This is a genomic window from Streptomyces albiflavescens (assembly GCF_014645835.1).
In the GTDB taxonomy this organism is placed as follows: domain Bacteria; phylum Actinomycetota; class Actinomycetes; order Streptomycetales; family Streptomycetaceae; genus Streptomyces; species Streptomyces albiflavescens.
Window position 1 is genome coordinate 1 of record NZ_BMMM01000001.1, and the last position, 17,184, is coordinate 17,184.

The 17,184-nt window shown below is 69.9% G+C and carries 13 protein-coding genes and 2 pseudogenes; 7 read left to right on the plus strand and 8 right to left on the minus strand.

The genetic code is table 11. From position 1 onward, the window contains the following. Nucleotides 1–62: 62 nt before the first annotated feature. Nucleotides 63–920 carry a GNAT family N-acetyltransferase gene (locus IEY95_RS00005; protein WP_189183709.1) on the minus strand — a complete coding sequence of 286 codons (858 nt, stop codon included), beginning with the start codon at nt 918–920 and terminating at the stop codon, nt 63–65. A gap of 194 nt (nt 921–1,114) precedes the next feature. On the opposite strand from IEY95_RS00005, the gene IEY95_RS00010 reads away from it, so the two are divergent. Together IEY95_RS00010 and IEY95_RS00015 are read left to right on the plus strand one after the other, a co-directional pair. Beyond that, nucleotides 1,115–1,651: a GNAT family N-acetyltransferase gene (locus IEY95_RS00010; RefSeq protein ID WP_189183710.1), complete on the plus strand. Its 537-nt coding sequence runs from the start codon at nt 1,115–1,117 to the stop codon at nt 1,649–1,651. Nucleotides 1,652–1,699: 48 nt separating this feature from the next. Further along, nucleotides 1,700–3,166, plus strand: coding sequence for a glycoside hydrolase family 76 protein (locus IEY95_RS00015; protein ID WP_189183711.1), 1,467 nt, complete (start codon nt 1,700–1,702; stop codon nt 3,164–3,166). Nucleotides 3,167–3,231: 65 nt separating this feature from the next. Here IEY95_RS00015 and IEY95_RS00020 read toward each other — a convergent pair whose 3' ends face one another. Next, nucleotides 3,232–3,876, minus strand: coding sequence for a chaplin (locus IEY95_RS00020; RefSeq protein WP_189183712.1), 645 nt, complete (start codon nt 3,874–3,876; stop codon nt 3,232–3,234). 278 nt (nt 3,877–4,154) lie between these two features. Here IEY95_RS00020 and IEY95_RS00025 point away from each other — a divergent pair, with 278 nt between their 5' ends. Together IEY95_RS00025 and IEY95_RS00030 are read left to right on the plus strand one after the other, a co-directional pair. Continuing rightward, nucleotides 4,155–5,720, plus strand: coding sequence for an alpha/beta fold hydrolase (locus tag IEY95_RS00025; RefSeq protein WP_189183713.1), 1,566 nt, complete (start codon nt 4,155–4,157; stop codon nt 5,718–5,720). Nucleotides 5,721–5,873: 153 nt separating this feature from the next. Further along, on the plus strand, nt 5,874–6,419 hold the full coding sequence (locus tag IEY95_RS00030; protein WP_189183714.1) for a DUF4232 domain-containing protein: 546 nt from the start codon (nt 5,874–5,876) through the stop codon (nt 6,417–6,419). Here the strand turns inward: IEY95_RS00030 and asnB are convergent. After that, nucleotides 6,412–8,253 carry an asparagine synthase (glutamine-hydrolyzing) gene (gene asnB, locus IEY95_RS00035; RefSeq protein WP_189183715.1) on the minus strand — a complete coding sequence of 614 codons (1,842 nt, stop codon included), beginning with the start codon at nt 8,251–8,253 and terminating at the stop codon, nt 6,412–6,414. The genes IEY95_RS00030 and asnB overlap by 8 nt on opposite strands. A 340-nt stretch (nt 8,254–8,593) precedes the next feature. On the opposite strand from asnB, the gene IEY95_RS00040 reads away from it, so the two are divergent. Beyond that, the gene (locus IEY95_RS00040; RefSeq protein ID WP_189183716.1) at nt 8,594–10,162 is read left to right on the plus strand and encodes an FMN-binding glutamate synthase family protein; all 1,569 of its coding nucleotides are present in this window, start codon (nt 8,594–8,596) and stop codon (nt 10,160–10,162) included. 3 nt (nt 10,163–10,165) lie between these two features. On the opposite strand, the pseudogene IEY95_RS00045 reads toward IEY95_RS00040, so the two are convergent. Then, nucleotides 10,166–10,645, minus strand: a pseudogene (locus tag IEY95_RS00045) (arginine deiminase family protein); the annotation flags it as partial. Further along, nucleotides 10,644–10,832, minus strand: a pseudogene (locus tag IEY95_RS48510) (arginine-ornithine antiporter); the annotation flags it as partial. The pseudogenes IEY95_RS48510 and IEY95_RS00045, both read right to left, overlap by 2 nt. A 195-nt stretch (nt 10,833–11,027) precedes the next feature. Here IEY95_RS48510 and IEY95_RS00050 point away from each other — a divergent pair. Together IEY95_RS00050 and IEY95_RS00055 are read left to right on the plus strand one after the other, a co-directional pair. After that, entirely contained in the window at nt 11,028–12,125 is a 1,098-nt protein-coding gene (locus tag IEY95_RS00050; RefSeq protein ID WP_189183717.1) for a baeRF3 domain-containing protein, read from the plus strand. Nucleotides 12,126–12,185: 60 nt separating this feature from the next. After that, nucleotides 12,186–13,199 carry a Gfo/Idh/MocA family protein gene (locus IEY95_RS00055; protein ID WP_189183718.1) on the plus strand — a complete coding sequence of 338 codons (1,014 nt, stop codon included), beginning with the start codon at nt 12,186–12,188 and terminating at the stop codon, nt 13,197–13,199. Between the two features lie 39 nt (nt 13,200–13,238). Here IEY95_RS00055 and IEY95_RS00060 read toward each other — a convergent pair whose 3' ends face one another. From IEY95_RS00060 to IEY95_RS00070, 3 genes are all read right to left on the minus strand, one after another. Beyond that, nucleotides 13,239–15,269 (minus strand): phosphocholine-specific phospholipase C, encoded by a 2,031-nt coding sequence (locus IEY95_RS00060; RefSeq protein WP_189183719.1) that lies wholly within the window; start codon nt 15,267–15,269, stop codon nt 13,239–13,241. 338 nt (nt 15,270–15,607) lie between these two features. After that, nucleotides 15,608–16,051 (minus strand): ester cyclase, encoded by a 444-nt coding sequence (locus IEY95_RS00065; RefSeq protein WP_189183720.1) that lies wholly within the window; start codon nt 16,049–16,051, stop codon nt 15,608–15,610. A gap of 56 nt (nt 16,052–16,107) precedes the next feature. Next, a complete protein-coding gene (locus IEY95_RS00070; protein ID WP_189183721.1) occupies nt 16,108–17,178 on the minus strand; it encodes a medium chain dehydrogenase/reductase family protein in 1,071 nt (356 codons plus the stop codon). Nucleotides 17,179–17,184 lie beyond the last annotated feature (6 nt).

Here is a 17,184-nt window from a genome sequence, read left to right on the forward strand (position 1 = left end):
CAACGATCTTGGACGCCCTGTCTGCGTTGCCGGACACACCGTCAGCATTCGGAATGACTCGTCTAGCCGAGCTCCAGCGTCGTGACGCCGTAGACGCGCTCCTGGGCGAAGGGCCTGACCGGGCCCGTGTACATACGGGCCGTTTCGAAGGAGGGGGCGAGGCCGAGTTCCTCGACAAGGGCGATGCCCGCCGCGTTCGTCTCGGGGACGTCGACGGCCAGGGCGCTTCCGGCGGCGTCGGCGGACAGTGCGGCGAACAGCGCCCGGGCGTCCTCGGCGGTGTCGGCGAACAGCGGTCCGATGCGCAGGGAGTCGCGGGCCGGGCGGATCACGGCGTAGCCGGTGAGGTGCCCGTCGTCGGCGAGGCGGACAAAGGTGCGGTGACCCGGCCCGGTCAGCCACCGCTCCAGGAAGCGCGGGCGTTCGGCGGGATAACAAGCACTGTCGTACGCCGTGATCGCCACGAGGTCCGCCTCCTCGGCAGGCCGCACTCCCGACGGCGCCTGCCCCACGGGGGTGACTCCACCGAAACGGACGGTGCGGTAGGCGAGTTCGAAGCCGGACTGGCGGTAGTTGTCCTGCTGTGCGACCACCCCGTCGAGGCCGACGGTGCGCCCGCCGGCGTGGGCGAGAGCCGTCTTCCAGGTGGCGATGCCGTAGCCGCGGCCGCGCTGGTCGGGGCGTACGAGGTAGAAGCCCAGGAAGGCGTAGTCGGCGCTGTAGTTGACCACCGAGACGGCCGAGACGGGTTCTCCCCCGATCCGGCCGATGAAGAAGCCCTCCGGGTCCTGGACGAAGAAGCTCGTGCTGTCGGACAGCCCGGGATTCCATCCCTCGTCCGCCGCCCATCCGCCGACCACCTTCCAGTCGTCGAGCGAGGCGTGAGAGACGACGAGGTCTTCGGGTCCCGGAGGGGTCATGTGGGCGCTCCATTCCATACGGGGTCGCGGTGGTGCGGTGGTCGGTCGCACCCGCAGCATCCTTCCCGATCTCCACGCCGTTCGCAGCGGCAATCACCGGGCGTGGGAGGGGATTTGGCCAGGATCTCCCGCGCCGCTGAGCGGATCCCGGTTGCGGCAGCGCCAACCACCCGTCCGGCCTAGGGTTGCCCTTCATGAGCGTCGAACGCGTGACCTTGCGCCCGGTGGCCGAAGACGACCTGCCCGTCATGGAGCGGTTCCTGCTGGAACCGCGGACAGCCGAACCCTTCCAGTGGTTCGGCTGGTGGGACATCCGGCGCTGGCGGCGTCAATGGGCGGAGACCGGCCTGATCACCGAGGAATCGGGCCAGCTGATGGTCGTGAGCGACGATGAGCGGCTGGGATTCGTCGCCTGGCGGAAGATCGTCTCCAGCCGGACCACGCACTACTGGAACATGGGGATCGCTCTGCTGCCGGAGGCGCGTGGCAAGGGCGTGGGGACCGAAGCGCAGCGGCAACTGGTCCGGTATCTCTTCGCCCATACGCTCGTGATGCGCATCGAGGCCGACACCGAGTCGGACAACTTCGCCGAGCAACGTGCCCTGGAGAAGGCCGGATTCACTCGCGAGGGCGTGCTGCGCAGCGTCGTGTTCCGTGACGGGCGCTGGCGCGACGGCGTGCGGTACAGCATCCTGCGCGATGAGATTGGCGCGGACGCGTCACGCAGCTAGCTTCCGAGAGCGCTCTCACTCTCCCTCTCGATCAGAGGTCGATTGACGATGACAACGTTGTCTCACCTGTCGCGCTGTCTGCGAAGAGCCCTGCCCCTCGTCCTCGCCGTCTCCGCGGGGTTCGCCCTCCCCCAGCCATCCGCGGCCGCACCCACGGCGACCGTGTGCAACAAGTACTGCGACGCCCGCGACCCCGCCCTTTCCCCGCAGGACCGCGCCCCGGTCTCCACCACCCTGTTCTCGCGCTCCTTCACCCTCCACTTCGACGACACGGACGCGATGGGCTGGGCGTCGCTGGACAACGGCAGCCCCGGAGACGAGGTGTGGCTCGACCGTTCCTTCGACGGCGGCCGCACCTGGAGTTCGGGCAGCCGACTCGGCGACACCACCGTGCCCGCGGGGCAACGAGGTTGGCGCACCCTCATGTACAACGTCGACGACTGGAACAGCCACGGCGTCGGCGCCCTGCGCGCCTGCGGCAAGGCAGGCGACCGCAGCGACATCGCCTGCACCGCGTGGGCGCGTACGACATGGAACGCGGGCGAGCGGCGGACAGCCGCGGCGACGGCCCAGATGATGTTCTACGACAACTCCACCGGTCTCTTCGCCACGACCGGTTGGTGGAACTCGGCCAACGCGCTCACCGCCCTGATCGACAACATCCGGGTCACCGGCATGGGCAGCTACCGGTACGCCGTCGCCACCACCTACGATCGCCAACTGGGCGCGCAGGGCGGGCAGTTCCGCAACGACTACCTCGACGACACCGGCTGGTGGGGACTCGCCTGGGTGGCGGCGTACGACCTGACCGGCGACAGCCGCTACCTCGACACCGCGCGGGCCGACGCCGACCACATGGCCGCGTACTGGGACACCACCTGCGGCGGCGGGGTGTGGTGGAGCACCGCGAAGACGTACAAGAACGCGATCGCGAACTCGCTCTACATTCAGCTCAACGCAGCGCTGCACAACCGCGTCCCCGGCGACAGCGGCTACCTCGCGCGCGCCCGGGCCGGCTGGTCCTGGTTCCAGTCGACGGGCATGGTGAACTCCGCGCACCTGGTGAACGACGGGATCAGCCTGTCGACCTGTCGAAACAACGGCGGCACCGTGTGGTCGTACAACCAGGGCGTACTTCTCGGAGCGCTGACCGAGCTGAACCGTGCGACCGGTGACAACGCGCCGCTCACCACGGCGCGGCAGATCGCCGACGCGGCGACCACCTCGTCGGCGCTCAACACCGCGGACGGGATTCTGCGGGATCCCTGCGAGAGCGGGGACTGCGGGGCAGACGGCCCGTCCTTCAAGGGTGCTCATGTGCGCGGCCTGGGCACACTCAATTCCGCCCTGCCCGACCATCCGTACACCGCGTATCTGAGGAGGCAGGCCGACGCCGCCTACGGCGGGGACCGCAACGCACTCGATCAGTACGGCCTGCGCTGGTCAGGCCCGCTGGACGGGATCGACGCGGCCCGGCAGCAAAGCGCTCTCGATCTGCTGAACGCCGCCGGGTGAGGGAACCGAGGAGACCCCACCGGCCATCGGCCCGGTGGGGCCTTCCGCCCTCGGCCCGCCGTGGATCAGTGAACCACGGCGGGCCGGAACCTCCGGTACAGGACGGCACCGCCCAGGACCAGGGCCAGCCCCCCGGCGATCGCGGGAACCGTCTGGTCCGCGCCGGTGTGGGCGAGGGAGGCGACGGGCTGCTGCGGGGCGGGACGGGGCGCCTTGGGCGGGGCGGACGGCTTGGGTGCGCGCCCGACGGGGTGGTGGGGCACATCCCCGGAGGTGTTCGTGGATTGATTGCCGGTGGCCGAGTTGCCGAGACCGACCACCGTCGCGGAGTTGCCGCTGACGTTCACCGGCACCTGCACCGGAAGCTGTACGCCGTTGCCCGAGAGCACACCCGGCGAATCCTTTCCGCTGCCGTGCGCGACGGCACCGCCGTGCGTTCCGCCGGGGTGTCCTGCCCCGCCACGGTCGCTCTTGTTGGCGCAGCTGTTGCCCACGGCCGGATTGAGCAGCCCGGCCACGTTCACGGTGTTCCCGCACACGTTCACGGGAACGTGCACCGGGAGCTGGATGGTGTTGCCGGAGATCAGCCCGGACGAACCCGCCGCGGTGCCGTCCGCCCCGGAGTCGGCGTGCGCCGGCATGGTCACGGCCAGCGCACCCGAGGCGGCGGCAGCGGCGGTGATCCAACCATTTCGGGTAACCCGTTTCATAGGTTCCCTGCCTTCCAGACATGGTCGCGGGCACTCGCCCGCATGGCGTAAAACGCGGAAGAACCATCTGAGTTATGGCTTATCGGCCTTTCACCCCATCGAGCGTCACCATTTCGAACAGGTGTGCCCGATGCGAGTGCGGGAACCGGACGTCGTGCGGCGTGCAGGACGAGGCACGACGGCCCCTTCCGCTCGCCCAGAGGCGTGGCCCCGGACCCGCGCTTATCGTGAGCGAGGGGGCATCGCCGGTCCACCGCCGGGGGTCCCTGGAGGCATGCATGCTGTCCGTGCACCAACGCGGCGCGTTCGTCGGAGCCGCGACCGTGACCCTGGCCCTGCTGGCGGGCGGGCTGCCCATGGAGGCGACGGCCGCCGACAGCCCGGATCTGTCCCGTTTCTACCGCCAGAAGATCACGTGGTCGGCGTGCAAGGGCGACGGGATACCCAAGGACATGCAGTGCGGGAAGGTGACCGTCCCGCTGGACTACGCGCACCCGGGCTCAGGGACGCTCGACGTGGCGCTGGCCCGCTATCGGGCCACGGGCAAGTCGCGGGGCTCCGTGCTGCTGAACTTCGGGGGCCCCGGAGCCGCAGGGATCAGCCAGCTCGCCCTCTCGGGCAAGGACTTCATGAGCCTGACGAACGGCTACGACGTGGTGACCTTCGACCCCCGCGGCGTCGGGCAGTCGTCACCAATCAGCTGTGGTGAGGGCGCAGACGAGGCCTCCGGCGCGATCGGCACCAGCGCCGACAGCAGTGATCCGCGCGCCGCACTCAAGGTCGTGAAGAAGGCCGCCGAGCTGTGCGCCAAGAACTCCGGTCCCGTACTGCCGCACATCGGCACGGTCAACGCCTCCCGGGACTTGGACGTCATGCGCCAGGCACTGGGCGACAAGAAGCTCAACTACCTCGGTTTCTCGTACGGGTCACGGCTCGGCGCGGTGTACGCGTCCCAGTTCCCCAAGAAGACCGGCCGGCTGGTGTTCGACGGAGTGGACACGCTCACCGAACCGCTGACGGAACAGGGCCTGGTGAGCGCCGAGGGTCAGCAGACCGCCCTTGAGGACTTCCTCACCTGGTGCACCAAGGACATGGGCTGTCCGTTCGGCCAGGATCCGCGCAGCGCGCGAGCGCAGGTCGTCCAGCTCGTCGACTCGCTCGACAAGGATCCGGTCCCGACGAACCTCGGCCGGCAGTTCTCCGGCCAGGATCTCGTGGGCGCCCTCAGCCAGGCGCTGTACAGCAAGGGGTACTGGCCCACACTCGAGCGGGCCCTGAAGCAACTCGTCGAGGACGGCGACACCCGCGGACTCACGCAGCTGTCGGGAGGCGTCGCCTTCCCGGGCGCCGCGGCAGCCCGACAGGACGGCGGCCTCGTCGACGAACAGGACATCCCCATCGACAACCTTCCCGCCGCCCTGATGGCGATCAACTGCGCGGACGACCCCGATCGGCCCACCGCCGACCAGGTCACCAAGGACATCGACAAGCTCCGCGCCTCGTACGAGGAGGCGTCCCCCGTCTTCGGCCAGTTCCGGCTCACCCAGGTGCTGCTGTGCTACGGGCGCCCCAAGGGCACCGACTACATCCGTGACAAGGTGCGCGACGTCCACACCCCGAAGATGCTGCTCGTCGGCACCCGCGGCGATCCCGCGACCCCCTACCGCTGGACCCTGGAGACCGCCAAGCGGCTCGGCTCGTCGGCGGTCGTGCTCGACAACAGGGGCGAGGGGCATACCGGGTACACGTCCTCCAAGTGCGTGCACCAGAAGGTCGACGACTTCCTGCTGTACGGGTCCCTGCCGGACAGCGGCAGCTCGTGCGGGCCGGAGTCCGACGACTGAACCCGGGTTCCCCGAACCGGGAAGTGCCACCACCGCGTAACACGGACAACTCGGCTACAACCCCTCGTCCACCCCGGCCGTCACACTGGGCAGGCGTCGCCGCGACCGGGCACGCCGTAACTGCAGGTGACCACAGCAGGGGGAAGTCCACCGATGCGCATCCGAACCGTTCTCGTCCTCTCGACCGCCGCCACCGCGCTGCTTCTCGCCGTGCCGCAGAGCGGCTCGGCCGCACCGCGACCCGCGAAGGCCGCCGCCCAGGCCGCGAAGGCCGCTCAGCCCGCGAAGTGCGCGGAGAAGGCGCTCAGGCTGCGGGCCGAGCAGTCCGCGGACCCCACCGTCGTGCACATCAGCGTCACCAACCGCTCCACGCGCGTCTGCACCGTCGACCGTATCCCCACCGTCACCTTCGGTGACCTCGACGGCGCGGCCCTGCCGACTCCCGCCGGGGAGAGCGGGCCCTACCGCATCGGCGCGGGCAGGACGGCGTACGCGGCCGTGCGGACGATCGCCGACCCGGGCGACCCGGAGGCCCGCCGGGTGGGCTCCATCGGGGTCTCCGCGAACCCGGCGTACGTCGGACGGTCCTTCACCGCGAAGGAGCTCGGCGCCGGCGACGCCGTCCTCGTGTGGGAGCCGGTGACGACGTGGTGGAAGCCGTCCGTGGCCGCCGCGGACAAGGCGCTCGGACTCAGCTGAGCGACACCTCCGGGGCGTACATCTCCATCCAGAGCGCCAGATCGAGGGTCCGTTCCAGGCCGCGCCGCGACGCCTGCGTGATCTGCGGGGTGTCGCGGTGAGCGGCCCGGCGGACCCCCTCGCGGTCGACGAGGTCGAAGACCGGGTGCGAGGGGCGGGCCAGCAGGTCCTTGACGTGCTCCTGGAGGGCGATCGCGTACTTGGGGTCCTGAGTGGACGGATAGGGGCTCTTGACCCTGTCGTACACGGACTTCGGGATCAGGTCCGCGGTCGCCTCCCGCAGCAGGCTCTTCTCCCGGCCGTCGAAGGACTTCAGGGACCAGGGTGTGTTGTAGACGTACTCGACGAGCCGGTGGTCGCAGAACGGCACCCGGACCTCGAGCCCGACGGCCATGCTCGCGCGGTCCTTGCGGTCGAGCAGGATCCGTACGAAGCGGGTCAGGTGGAGGTGGCAGATGCGGCGCATGCGGTACTCGAAGTCGCTCTCGCCGTCGAGGCGCTGGACGTCGGCGACGGCCGTGCGGTAGCCCTCGGCGATGTACGACTCCAGGTCCAGCGCCGTGGCGACGTCCGATCGCAGTACCTCGGCGTCCTCGCCGAAGTGCTCTCGGAAGCGCACGAGCCAGGGGAAGGTGTCGGCGCGGCGGGCCTCCTCGTCGAAGAACTGCAGGTAGCCACCGAAGACCTCGTCCGCCGACTCTCCGGAGAGCGCGACCGTGGAGTGCTCGCGGATGGCCCGGAACAACAGGTAGAGCGAGGCGTCCATGTCGCCGAAGCCCATGGGGAGGTCACGGGCGCGGATCATCTTCGCCCGTACGTCCGGATCGGCGAGGGCGTGCGAGTCGAGGACGATGTCCTGGTGGTCCGTGCGGGAGGCGCGGGCCACGTCGTGCACGAAGGGGGTGTCGGGGGTACCGCGCAGTTCGTCGGCGACGAAGTGATCGGCCTGGCCGACGAAGTCGACGGCGAAGCTGCGGACCTTCTCGCCGTGCTCGGCGAGCTGCCGGGCCGCGAGTGCGGTCATGGCGGAGGAGTCGAGGCCTCCGGAGAGCAGGGTGCAGCGCGGCACATCGGCGACGAGCTGGCGGCGCACGATGTCGTCGAGGAGCGAGCGGACGGTGGCGATGGACGCGTCGCGGTCGTCGGTGTGCGGCCGGGTCTCCAGCCGCCAGTAGACATGGCGGCGCAGTCCGCTGCGATCGACGGTGACGACGGTGCCGGACTCGACCTCGTGCATGCCGTCCCAGATGGCGTGCCGGGGTGTCTTGACCAGGGCGAACAGCTCCCGCAGGCCGTCGAGGCGGACCCGAGCGCGGGCCAGCGGGTTGGCGAGGATTGCCTTGGGCTCGGAGCCGAAGAGGACACCGTCGGGGGTCGGGTAGTAGTAGAAGGGCTTGATGCCCATGCGATCGCGGATCATGACGAGTTTGTCGTGGCGGCCGTCCCAGACGGCGAACGCGTACATGCCATTGAGCCGTCCGGGAAGCTGCTCGCCCCATTCGAGATAACCGCGCAGGACGACCTCGGTGTCGGAGTCGGTGGAGAAGCGGTGACCGTGGTCGGACAGCTCGCGGCGCAGCTCGGTGAAGTTGTAGGTCTCCCCCGAGTAGACGAGCGCGACCGTGCCGTCCGGCGTCTCGGCGGTCATCGGCTGGCGCCCGCCGGGCAGATCGATGATCGCGAGCCTGCGATGTCCGAGGGCGGCGGGGCCGTCGGACCAGGTGCCCCGGTCATCGGGTCCGCGGCAGGACATCGTCTCGGTCATTGCATCCAATGTCTCGGTCTCGGCGTCCAGGTCGCGGTCGAAGGAGACCCAGCCGGTGATGCCGCACATGCGTTACCTCCTGCGTCCGGTTCGCGTGGAGCACGGCGCCGACCTGAGGTTTCAGGGGCGTACGGCCGTTTCCGCAAAACCAGCTGTATTCAGCAGCTATATGACGAGGCTGTTTCATGCGCGGAGGGCCGTCAACACACCCGTAACCCGATCGGCCCAGCCACCCCCACCCTTTCGGCCGCGCTTCCCCCCGCCGGAACCGCGGAATCCCCGACGCCCGGCCGCGTTCTCAACAGGAATCGGCCACGGGCAAAGACTTGCTCAACATCGGGGGAACTCGAGCGGCTCGCCTGCTTTCGCCCCTTCCCTTTCCATGCGTTTGACTCATGGTGTGTGCCGGATGCTCTTGCTGCTGCTCGTCGCCCTCGGTGCGGTCGGGGCGCTGGTCCTGGTGTGCGCCGTCTCGTCGTGGTGGTGGTTCGCCGCGGGTCCCCTCCTGGCGCTCACCGCGCTCGGGGCGTGGGACCTGGTGCAGCGCCGCCACTCGGTGCTGCGGAACTATCCGCTGCTCGGCCATCTCCGCCTCCTCAGGGAAACGCCGCGCCCGGAACTGCGGAGGTACTTCGTCGAGCGGAACCACGACGGACACCCGTACGACCGTGACGTGCGCGGCATCGTGTACGAGCGCTCCAAGGGCGTCGAGGCCGAGGAGCCGTTCGGCACCGAGCGGGACGTGTACGGGGACGGGTACGAGTTCCTGGAACCGTCGATGCTCCCGGTCGAGGTGCCCACGGAGCCGCCCGTGGTCCGCGTCGGAGGTCCCGACTGCACCCAGCCGTACGACATGGCCCTGCTCAACGTCTCCGCGATGAGCTTCGGGGCGCTGTCCTCGAACGCGGTTCTGGCGCTCAACAGGGGCGCGGCGCTGGGCGGTTTCGCGCAGGACACCGGCGAGGGCGGCCTGTCGGAGTACCACTTGCGGGGCGGCGGCGATCTGATCTGGGAGATCGGTACGGGGTACTTCGGCTGCCGCACTCCCGAAGGAGGCTTCGAGGCACGGGAGTTCGCGGACAAGGCCGCGCTGCCGGAGGTCAAGTGCGTCTCGCTGAAGCTTTCCCAGGGAGCGAAGGCGGGCATCGGCGGAGTGCTGCCCGGCGCCAAGGTGAGCGCCGAGATCGCCCGGGCGCGCGACGTCCCGGAGGGCAGAACGGTCATCTCTCCGCCGTACCACCGGGTGTTCTCGACGCCGCGTGAAATGGTGCGCTTTCTCGCCCGTATGCGTGAGCTGGCGGGCGGAAAGCCGACCGGTTTCAAGCTCTGCGTCGGCTCGCGCCGCCAGTTCCTCGCGGTCTGCAAGGCGATGCTCGCCGAGGGGGTCACGCCCGACTTCATCGTGGTCGACGGATCGGAGGGCGGTACCGGCGCCGCGCCGCTCGAGTTCGCCGACAGCCTCGGCACGCCGCTCACCGAGGGGCTGATCACGGTGCACAACGCGCTGGTCGGTGCGGGGCTGCGCGAGCGGGTGCGGATCGGCGCGAGTGGCAAGGTCGCCATCGGTTCGGACATCGTCAAACGGCTGGCGCAGGGCGCGGACTACACGAACGCGGCCCGCGCGATGATGTTCGCCGTGGGCTGCCTGCAGGCCCGGCGCTGCCACACGAACCGATGCCCGGTGGGTGTCACGACACAGGACCCGCGCCGGGTCCGCGCCCTGGACGTGGCCGACAAGTCCGAGCGCGTCCAGCGCTACCAGCGGGCGACCGTGCGCAGCGCGAGCCGGATCATGGCCGCCATGGGCGTACGGGATCCGGGCGAGCTCGGGCCTCACCAGCTGCTCCGGCGCATGGACGCGACGACTGTGCGGACGTACGCGGAGCTCTACGAGTGGCTCGCGCCCGGGGTCCTGCTCCAGGAGCCGCCCGCCTCCTGGGAGTCGGACTGGGCCGCCGCCGATCCGGATGCCTTCTGAGGGTCAGAAGGCGACGGGGTCGCGCGCGATGGGGCAGGTCATGCAGTGGCCGCCGCCCCTGCCCTGCCCGAGTGCGGCGCCGTCGACGGTGATGACCTCGATCCCCGTCTTCCGCAGCAAGGTGTTGGTCTGCGTGTTGCGGTCGTAGGTGAACACCACGCCCGGTTCCAGGGCCACGGCGTTGTTGCCGCTGTCCCACTGCTGCCGCTCGGAGGCGTACACGTCGCCGCCCGTCTCGACGACCCGCAACTCGGAGAGGCCGAGCGCCTTGGCAACGACATCGGTGAAGGGGCGCGAGCCCTCGTCGGTGAGTTCGACGCCGGGAGCCTTGTCGCCCGGGCGGAGGGAGAACGTGTGGACCCCGTCCATGATGGTCGGGTAGAGCGTGACCAAGTCGCGGTCGGCGAAGGTGAAGACGGTGTCGAGGTGCATCGCGGAGCGCAGCTTCGGCATGCCCGCGATGATGACGTGCTCGGCCGCCGTACGCGTAGACGCCCGCGTCGAGGTCGGGTCTGCGGATCGCCGGCCGCTGGCAGACGAAGGCGAGCATCAGCATCCCGGTACCGGCGACGGCCGATGCGATCAGGGCGCCGGCCACGCCCGTCTCCTCGGCGAAGCGCCGCGGCAGCGAGAAGACCCCGGCCGCGACCATCGAACCGACGACCATCATGGTGAGGGTCAGCAGTGTCAATTTGGCGGCCGGCGGCGCCTGGATTTCTGCGTCGACCTGCTCATGGGCGTCCTGCGGAGACGGGCATCGTCGTACGGCGACCACGACGCGGGGAACCTCATCTGCCGACCCGAGCGACACTCACCATCAATTGCCCCAAATGCCTGATAGGCGAATCGGTCCTATGGTGCTGGTATGGAGCACGCACTCAGCCCCGCGACCCTCACCGAGCTGCGCAGGCCGCGGCCCTATCCGGCGGTGTCCGTGCTGACGCCGACGCACCGCCGCGAACCCGACAACGCACAGGATCCGGTCCGGCTCCGCAATGTCGTGGCCGAGGCCAAGAAGCAACTGGAGGCCGACCCCTCGGTCACCCGCGAACGGCGAACTGATGTCGTCGAGCAGCTCGAGCGGGCCCTGGCCGAGGTCGATCTGGCGCACGCCGAGGACGGCCTGGCGATCTTCGCGGCGCCGGGTGAGCACCAGGTCTGGTCGCTGGCCCGCACCGTGCCCGAGCGCGTGGTGCTCTCGGACACCTTCCTGACCCGCAACCTCGTCGCCGCACAGGCCTCCGAACGCCCGTTCTGGCTGCTCGCGGTCTCGCCCGACCGGGTGACGCTGTGGAACGGTGGCGCCGAACATGTCGTCGAGGACCACTCCGGTGGTTTCCCGCTGACCCGGGGCCGCGAGAATTTCGACGCGGAGCGCCAAGAGCAGATCGGCGACATCCCGAGCACCTTCCGCGACGAGGGCACCCGCCACTTCCTGCGCGACGCGGACACTGCCCTGACCGCGGTCCTGCGCGACCAACCGCGACCGCTGTACATCACGGGCGAGCAGGCCGCGCTATCGCTGCTCGACGAGGTCGGCATCGCCGCCAAGGACGCCGTCCACGTGCCGCACGGCGGTCTGGCGCACGGCACCCCCAACGCCGTGTGGCAGGCGGTCCAGCCGGTGATCGCCGCCGAGGACCGCAAGAGCATCGACGCGGTGAGCCGTGAACTGGTGGCGGCCCGCGGCCGGAAGGCGTTCGCCGCCGGTGTCGACGAGGTCTGGCAGAACGCCTCCGACGGCCGCATCGGACTCCTCGCGGTCGAGGAGAACTACCGCGTGACGGTCCGCGACGACGGTGGTGACCATCTGATCCCGGCCGAGAGCGGTGAGCTGGACGCCAGGGAGGACATCGTGGACGAGATCGTCGAGCGCTGTCTGGACACGGGCGCCGAGGTTCGTTTCGTCCCCGACGGCAGCCTCGGGGATGCCAAAGGCATCGCCGGGGTGCTGCGTTACTGATCTTTCCGACCGACAATCGCATCACGGGGACCGAGCTGTCGGCAGAAAGGTGCGGAGCGCGTGAGTGAGCTGTTGGGTGTGGCGGTCCTGGGTGCCGGACACATGGGTACCGACCACATACGGCGAATCGACCAAGTGGTGAGTGGCGCGAGGGTAGCCGCGGTGGCGGATCCCGACACCGGCCGCGCCAAGGACGCCGTGGCCGGCATCGACGGTGCCTCGGTCCACACCGAGGTACCGGCCGCCCTCGACGCGCCCGGCGTCCAGGCGGTGTTGATCGCCTCCCCCGGGCCCGCCCACGAGGAGGCGCTGCTCGCGGCGTTCGAGCGCGGTCTGCCGGTGCTCTGCGAGAAGCCGCTGGTGCCGGAGTCGGCCGGGGCGCTGCGCGTGGTGGAGGCCGAGGCGCGGCTCGGGCGGCGGCTGGCGCAGGTCGGGTTCATGCGCCGGTACGACGCCGAGTATCAGCGCCTCAAGTCGCTGCTGGATGGCGGGCGGTTGGGCCGTCCGCTGATGCTGCACTGCACGCACCGCAATGTCTCGTCCCCGCCCGGCTTCACCTCGGCGATGCTCGTCAACAGCTCCGTCTCGCACGAGATCGACGCGGCGCGCTGGCTGCTGGGCCAGGAGCTCACGGCCGTGACCGTACTCCGTCCGCGACCGTCCTCCAACGCCCCGGAGAGCCTGCTCGATCCCCAATTCGTGGTGTTCGAGACCGCGGACGGGGCTCTGGTCGACGTCGAGGTCTTCGTCAACTGCGGCTTCGGTTATCAGGTGCGGTGCGAGGCGGTGTGCGAGTCGGGGAGCGCGCGGATCGGGGACGAGCACGCCATGGTGGTGACGACGGCGGGCGGTGCGAACGAGGAGGTCGCCCAGGACTACCTCGTACGTTTCGCCGATGCCTACGACCGCGAGGTGCAGGCATGGGTGGATGCCACCCGGGCGGGACGGGTCACCGGGCCCAGTGTCTGGGACGGGTATGCCGCGTCCGCCGTCGCCGAGGCGGGGGTCCGGGCACTGGAGAACGGCGGCCGGGTGACCGTCGAACTCGCCCCGCGCCCGGACCTGTACGCGTGAACAGCGACGGCGGGCGCTCGGGCCCGCCGTCGTACCGGATCAGCCGCTGACGCTCGCCGCGCCCGTCTCGATGTGACCGGTGAACCGACGCGACCAGGTCGCGTCGGAGTCGACGGTGATCGTGAAGTCGTACCAACCGTCCTGGTACGCCACCGCGTTGAAGAAGTCCTCCGTCGAACCGCCCGCGGCGACGGTGTACGTCCAGGGACCGTCACCGCGGTAGTGGTTGGAGGTGATGGTGAACTTCACCGAGGCGGCCGAGGAGTTGGTCATCTTGAAGTAGATGGCCGTCTTCCCCGTACCGGGCTCGGTCGCGTAGCGGGTGCTCACCTCCGCCGACTTGCCCGCCTTCGTCGCGTCGCCCTTGAAGCGGCGCAGGAAGCGGTGGGGACCGACCATCGAAAGGTCGTACTTCCCGTCCCCATAGCCCGAGCCGATGTTGAAGTAGTCCGAGGCGGTGCCGCCCGCGTCGACCGTGTACTGCCAAGGCGTCGTGTCGCGGTAGGCGTTGGGGTGGACGGAGAAGTGCGCGGCGCTCCTGGCGGGCGTGCCCTGGTTGGCCACGGTGAACCACGCAAGGATCTTGCCGCTCGCACCGAACTCCAGGTGGTCCAGATAGCCGCCGGGCTGGTACGGCAGCGCACGAGCGGGCCGGGTACCGGACTCCTGCGTGGGCAGCGCGTTGGTGGTGGGCACCGGGTTGGGCAGGGGGCCGCAGGTGTCGTATCCGATGACGCTGGTCGCGGGCAGGGAGGCCGCGCCGTAGACCGGATGCGCGAAGTCGAAGACTCCGGTCAGGTCGCCGGTGACCTTACGGCGCCAGGCGCTGATGTTGGGGCAGGCCGCGGGCTTGCCGAGGGCGCTGGTCCAGGTCTCCAGGAAGCGCAGCACGGAGGTGTGGTCGAAGACCTCCGAGGAGACCCAACCGCCGCGCGTCCAAGGCGAGATGACGAGCATGGGAACGCGGAAGCCGAGACCGTACGGAACACCGTTGAGGAACTCCCCCGCCGTGCCCGCGGGCGGCGCCGGCGGCGGAACATGGTCGAAGAAGCCGTCGTTCTCGTCGTAGTTGAGGAACAGGACGGTCGAGTTGAAGACGCTCGAGTCGGCGGCGAGCGCCTTGTACACCAGGTCGACGAAGTGCGCGCCGTCGCCGGGCGGGGCGTAGGGGTGCTCCGAGAAGGCCTGGTTGGCCACCACCCACGAGACCTGGGGCAGGGTGCCCGCGAGGACGTCGGCCTTGATGGCGGCGGCGATGTCGTCGGGGGTGGAGCCGGTCACGTTCGGCACGGAGGCCATGCCACGGTCGTACAGCGGGTCGCCCGCCTTGGCGGCGGCGAACTTCTTGAAGTAGGCGCAGCCGTTGTCGCCGTAGTTGTCCTGCGCGTTCTGGTAGACCTTCCAGCTCACGCCGGCCGCCTGGAGTGCCTCGGCGTAGTTCTGCCAGGTCAGTCCGGACTCGTCGCCGCCGTCGTAGCTGGTGCTGTCGACCTTGCCGCTCCACAGGTACGTACGGTTGGGGCCGGTGGCGCTGAGCGCGGAGCAGAAGTAGGCGTCGCAGATGGTGTAGTTGTCGGCGAGCGCGTAGTGGAACGGGATGTCGGAGCGGTCGAGATAGCCCATCGTGCGGATATTGCCGACGCCCGAGACCCAGTTGTCGAGCCGTCCCTTGTTCCAGGCGGAGTGCTGCGAGGACCAGGAGTGCGGGAGGTCGCCGTTGCACTGCGCGAGGGTCTCGCCGTCCTTGCCGCCCGCAGCGGGCGTGGAGCTGAGCTTCCACGGGTACTGCCTGCCGCTGCCGCTCGGCTGGTTGAAGACGGAGTTGCCGCCGGAGAGCGTGATGCCGCTGCGGTCGTCGAAGCCGCGGACGCCCCTGAGACGCCCGAAGTAGTGGTCGAAGCTGCGGTTCTCCTGCATGAGGATCACGACGTGCTGTACATCCGAGATCGTGCCGGTCGCCGTCGCCGCGCTCGCGGCGGCGGCCGCTGGACGCGAACCGACGCCCATCGCGGCACCTGCCGCCACGGATGCGCCGAGCCCTACAAAGCCTCTTCGGCTGATCGGTGTCATTCGTCCGCCCTCGTCACCGGAGTGCCCCTGCGGCACACCGCGCGCCAGCGTGCACGCAGTGTTCGTCAAGGCCCATACCGGTGCGGTGAGGCAGGGGTGAACAGCGGTCGAAACTCGCCCGGCCCCCGGCACCGTCCCAACAACAGGTCGCCGACGACGAGATGAGCGGAGCGCGGCGCCGATGCGACCCCGATCGACGTGGGCCAGACCTTCACCGCGCCCAGTTCGGCATCCCTGTCTCGGCGTCGCCGTGGTCGGGCCGGGGGAGCCGAGGCGGCCGTGGTCGCGGAGTGCATGACCGACCGCCGATCGCGCCCGGTCCGTCGACATGTGTCCCGTCAGGCCCCGGGCAGTTCGCGTATCCCGAGTTGCTGCACCAGCAACAGACTGTCCGCGTTCGCCCAGTACTCGGCCAACCGGCCGTCCTCCACCCGGAGAGTGTCGGTTCCCGTGAACGCGACCTCGTTGCCGATCGCCTCCTCGGGGGCCCCCGGAAACCCGCCGCCGTAGATGCCCCGGGCCTGCCAGCGGACCACCAGATACTCATCGGTGGCGATGGGCCCCACCTGGATGCCGAAGGTCAGGTCGCTCAGCAGGGAGTGGATCCCGGCGATCCACTGGTTCAGCGCCTCCCGGCCGCGGATCTCGTCGGCGCCCGATCCTGTGATCGGTGCGGCGTGAGCGACGAAGTCGGGAGCGATGATCTTCTCCGTGAGGGAGAGGTCGTTGTTCCAGAGCGCTTTCCAGGGCTCGGCGAGTGCGGCGTTCTCCTGTACGGACATGGGTTACTCCTCGGGTGTATCGGTCTTGGGCGTATCGGTGTCGGAACGAACTGACTTCAGTGGGCGTCGGGCGCGTCCGGGGCCGGGTCGGGGACGAGGATGACCTTTCCGGTGACGGTCCCGGACTCGGCCAGCCGCATGGCCTCCGCGGCCTGACTGAGCGGGATGCGGGCCGCGACCTGCGCGGTGATGGAGCCGTCCGCGAGCAGGGCGAAGACACGACCGAGGTCGGTGCGCAGGCGCTCGTGGAAAGCGGCCGGACGGCGTTTGCCGGCCCAGATGTTGTAGAAGTGCGTACGCCGGCCGTTGGGCAGGATCTTCCAGAGGAACAGCCGTCCGATGAGCTTGAGGACGGGCAGCTTGGAGGACCCCGCGACGTCACGCGTTGCCGCGGTGCCGTACGAGACGAGCGTGCCGCCCCGGGCCAGCAGCCCGAAGGAGTCGACGATCCCGTCGCCGCCGATGTGGTCGAAGACGGCGTCGACACCCCGCGGCGCCAACTCCCTTACCCTGGCGGGCAGATCGGTCGCGCGGTAGTCGAGGGGAGTCGCGCCGAGCGCGCGCACCGCGTCGTGATGCCGGGGCGAGGCGGTGCCGATCACGCGGATGCCGGCCTGCGTGGCCAGCTGGACCAGGGTGGAGCCCACGCCGCCGTTCGCCCCGTGCACCAGAACGGTCCCTCCGGCGCCGACCTTGGCGATGCGGTGCAGCATCTGCCAGGCCGTGATGCCGTTGACGACCACCGTTTCGGCGTCGGCGGGGTCCAGTCCGCCGGGGACCTCGACGAGATCGGTGACGGGCAGGACGACCCGGCTCGCCCAGCCGCCCACCTTGGTCAGAGCGGCGAAGCGCCGGCCGACCAGTGACGCGTCCACCCCCGCGCCGGTCCGGACCACGACGCCGACCAGGTCGTAGCCGGGCACGAAGGGGAACGGCGGCTGGTCGTAGTACTTGCCGCGCCGCATCTGCTGTTCGGCGAACGACACGCCGGAGGCCTCCAGGGCCAGGACCACCTCACCGGCCGCCGGCTCCGGCGCGGGGCGCACGCGGATCTCGAGGCCGGAAGGCTCCACGACACCCGGGAGGACGACTTCGGTCATCGCATCGGCCACGGTCTCCGTGTCCATAACGGT

Bases quoted from the DNA above. Each gene is read 5' to 3' on its own strand.
- IEY95_RS00005 (WP_189183709.1), bottom strand. From the start codon at position 920: ATGACCCCTCCGGGACCCGAAGACCTCGTCGTCTCTCACGCCTCGCTC.
- IEY95_RS00010 (WP_189183710.1), top strand. From the start codon at position 1,115: ATGAGCGTCGAACGCGTGACCTTGCGCCCGGTGGCCGAAGACGACCTG.
- IEY95_RS00015 (WP_189183711.1), top strand. From the start codon at position 1,700: ATGACAACGTTGTCTCACCTGTCGCGCTGTCTGCGAAGAGCCCTGCCC.
- IEY95_RS00020 (WP_189183712.1), bottom strand. From the start codon at position 3,876: ATGAAACGGGTTACCCGAAATGGTTGGATCACCGCCGCTGCCGCCGCC.
- IEY95_RS00025 (WP_189183713.1), top strand. From the start codon at position 4,155: ATGCTGTCCGTGCACCAACGCGGCGCGTTCGTCGGAGCCGCGACCGTG.
- IEY95_RS00030 (WP_189183714.1), top strand. From the start codon at position 5,874: ATGCGCATCCGAACCGTTCTCGTCCTCTCGACCGCCGCCACCGCGCTG.
- asnB (WP_189183715.1), bottom strand. From the start codon at position 8,253: ATGTGCGGCATCACCGGCTGGGTCTCCTTCGACCGCGACCTGGACGCC.
- IEY95_RS00040 (WP_189183716.1), top strand. From the start codon at position 8,594: ATGCTCTTGCTGCTGCTCGTCGCCCTCGGTGCGGTCGGGGCGCTGGTC.
- IEY95_RS00050 (WP_189183717.1), top strand. From the start codon at position 11,028: ATGGAGCACGCACTCAGCCCCGCGACCCTCACCGAGCTGCGCAGGCCG.
- IEY95_RS00060 (WP_189183719.1), bottom strand. From the start codon at position 15,269: ATGACACCGATCAGCCGAAGAGGCTTTGTAGGGCTCGGCGCATCCGTG.
- IEY95_RS00065 (WP_189183720.1), bottom strand. From the start codon at position 16,051: ATGTCCGTACAGGAGAACGCCGCACTCGCCGAGCCCTGGAAAGCGCTC.
- IEY95_RS00070 (WP_189183721.1), bottom strand. From the start codon at position 17,178: ATGGACACGGAGACCGTGGCCGATGCGATGACCGAAGTCGTCCTCCCG.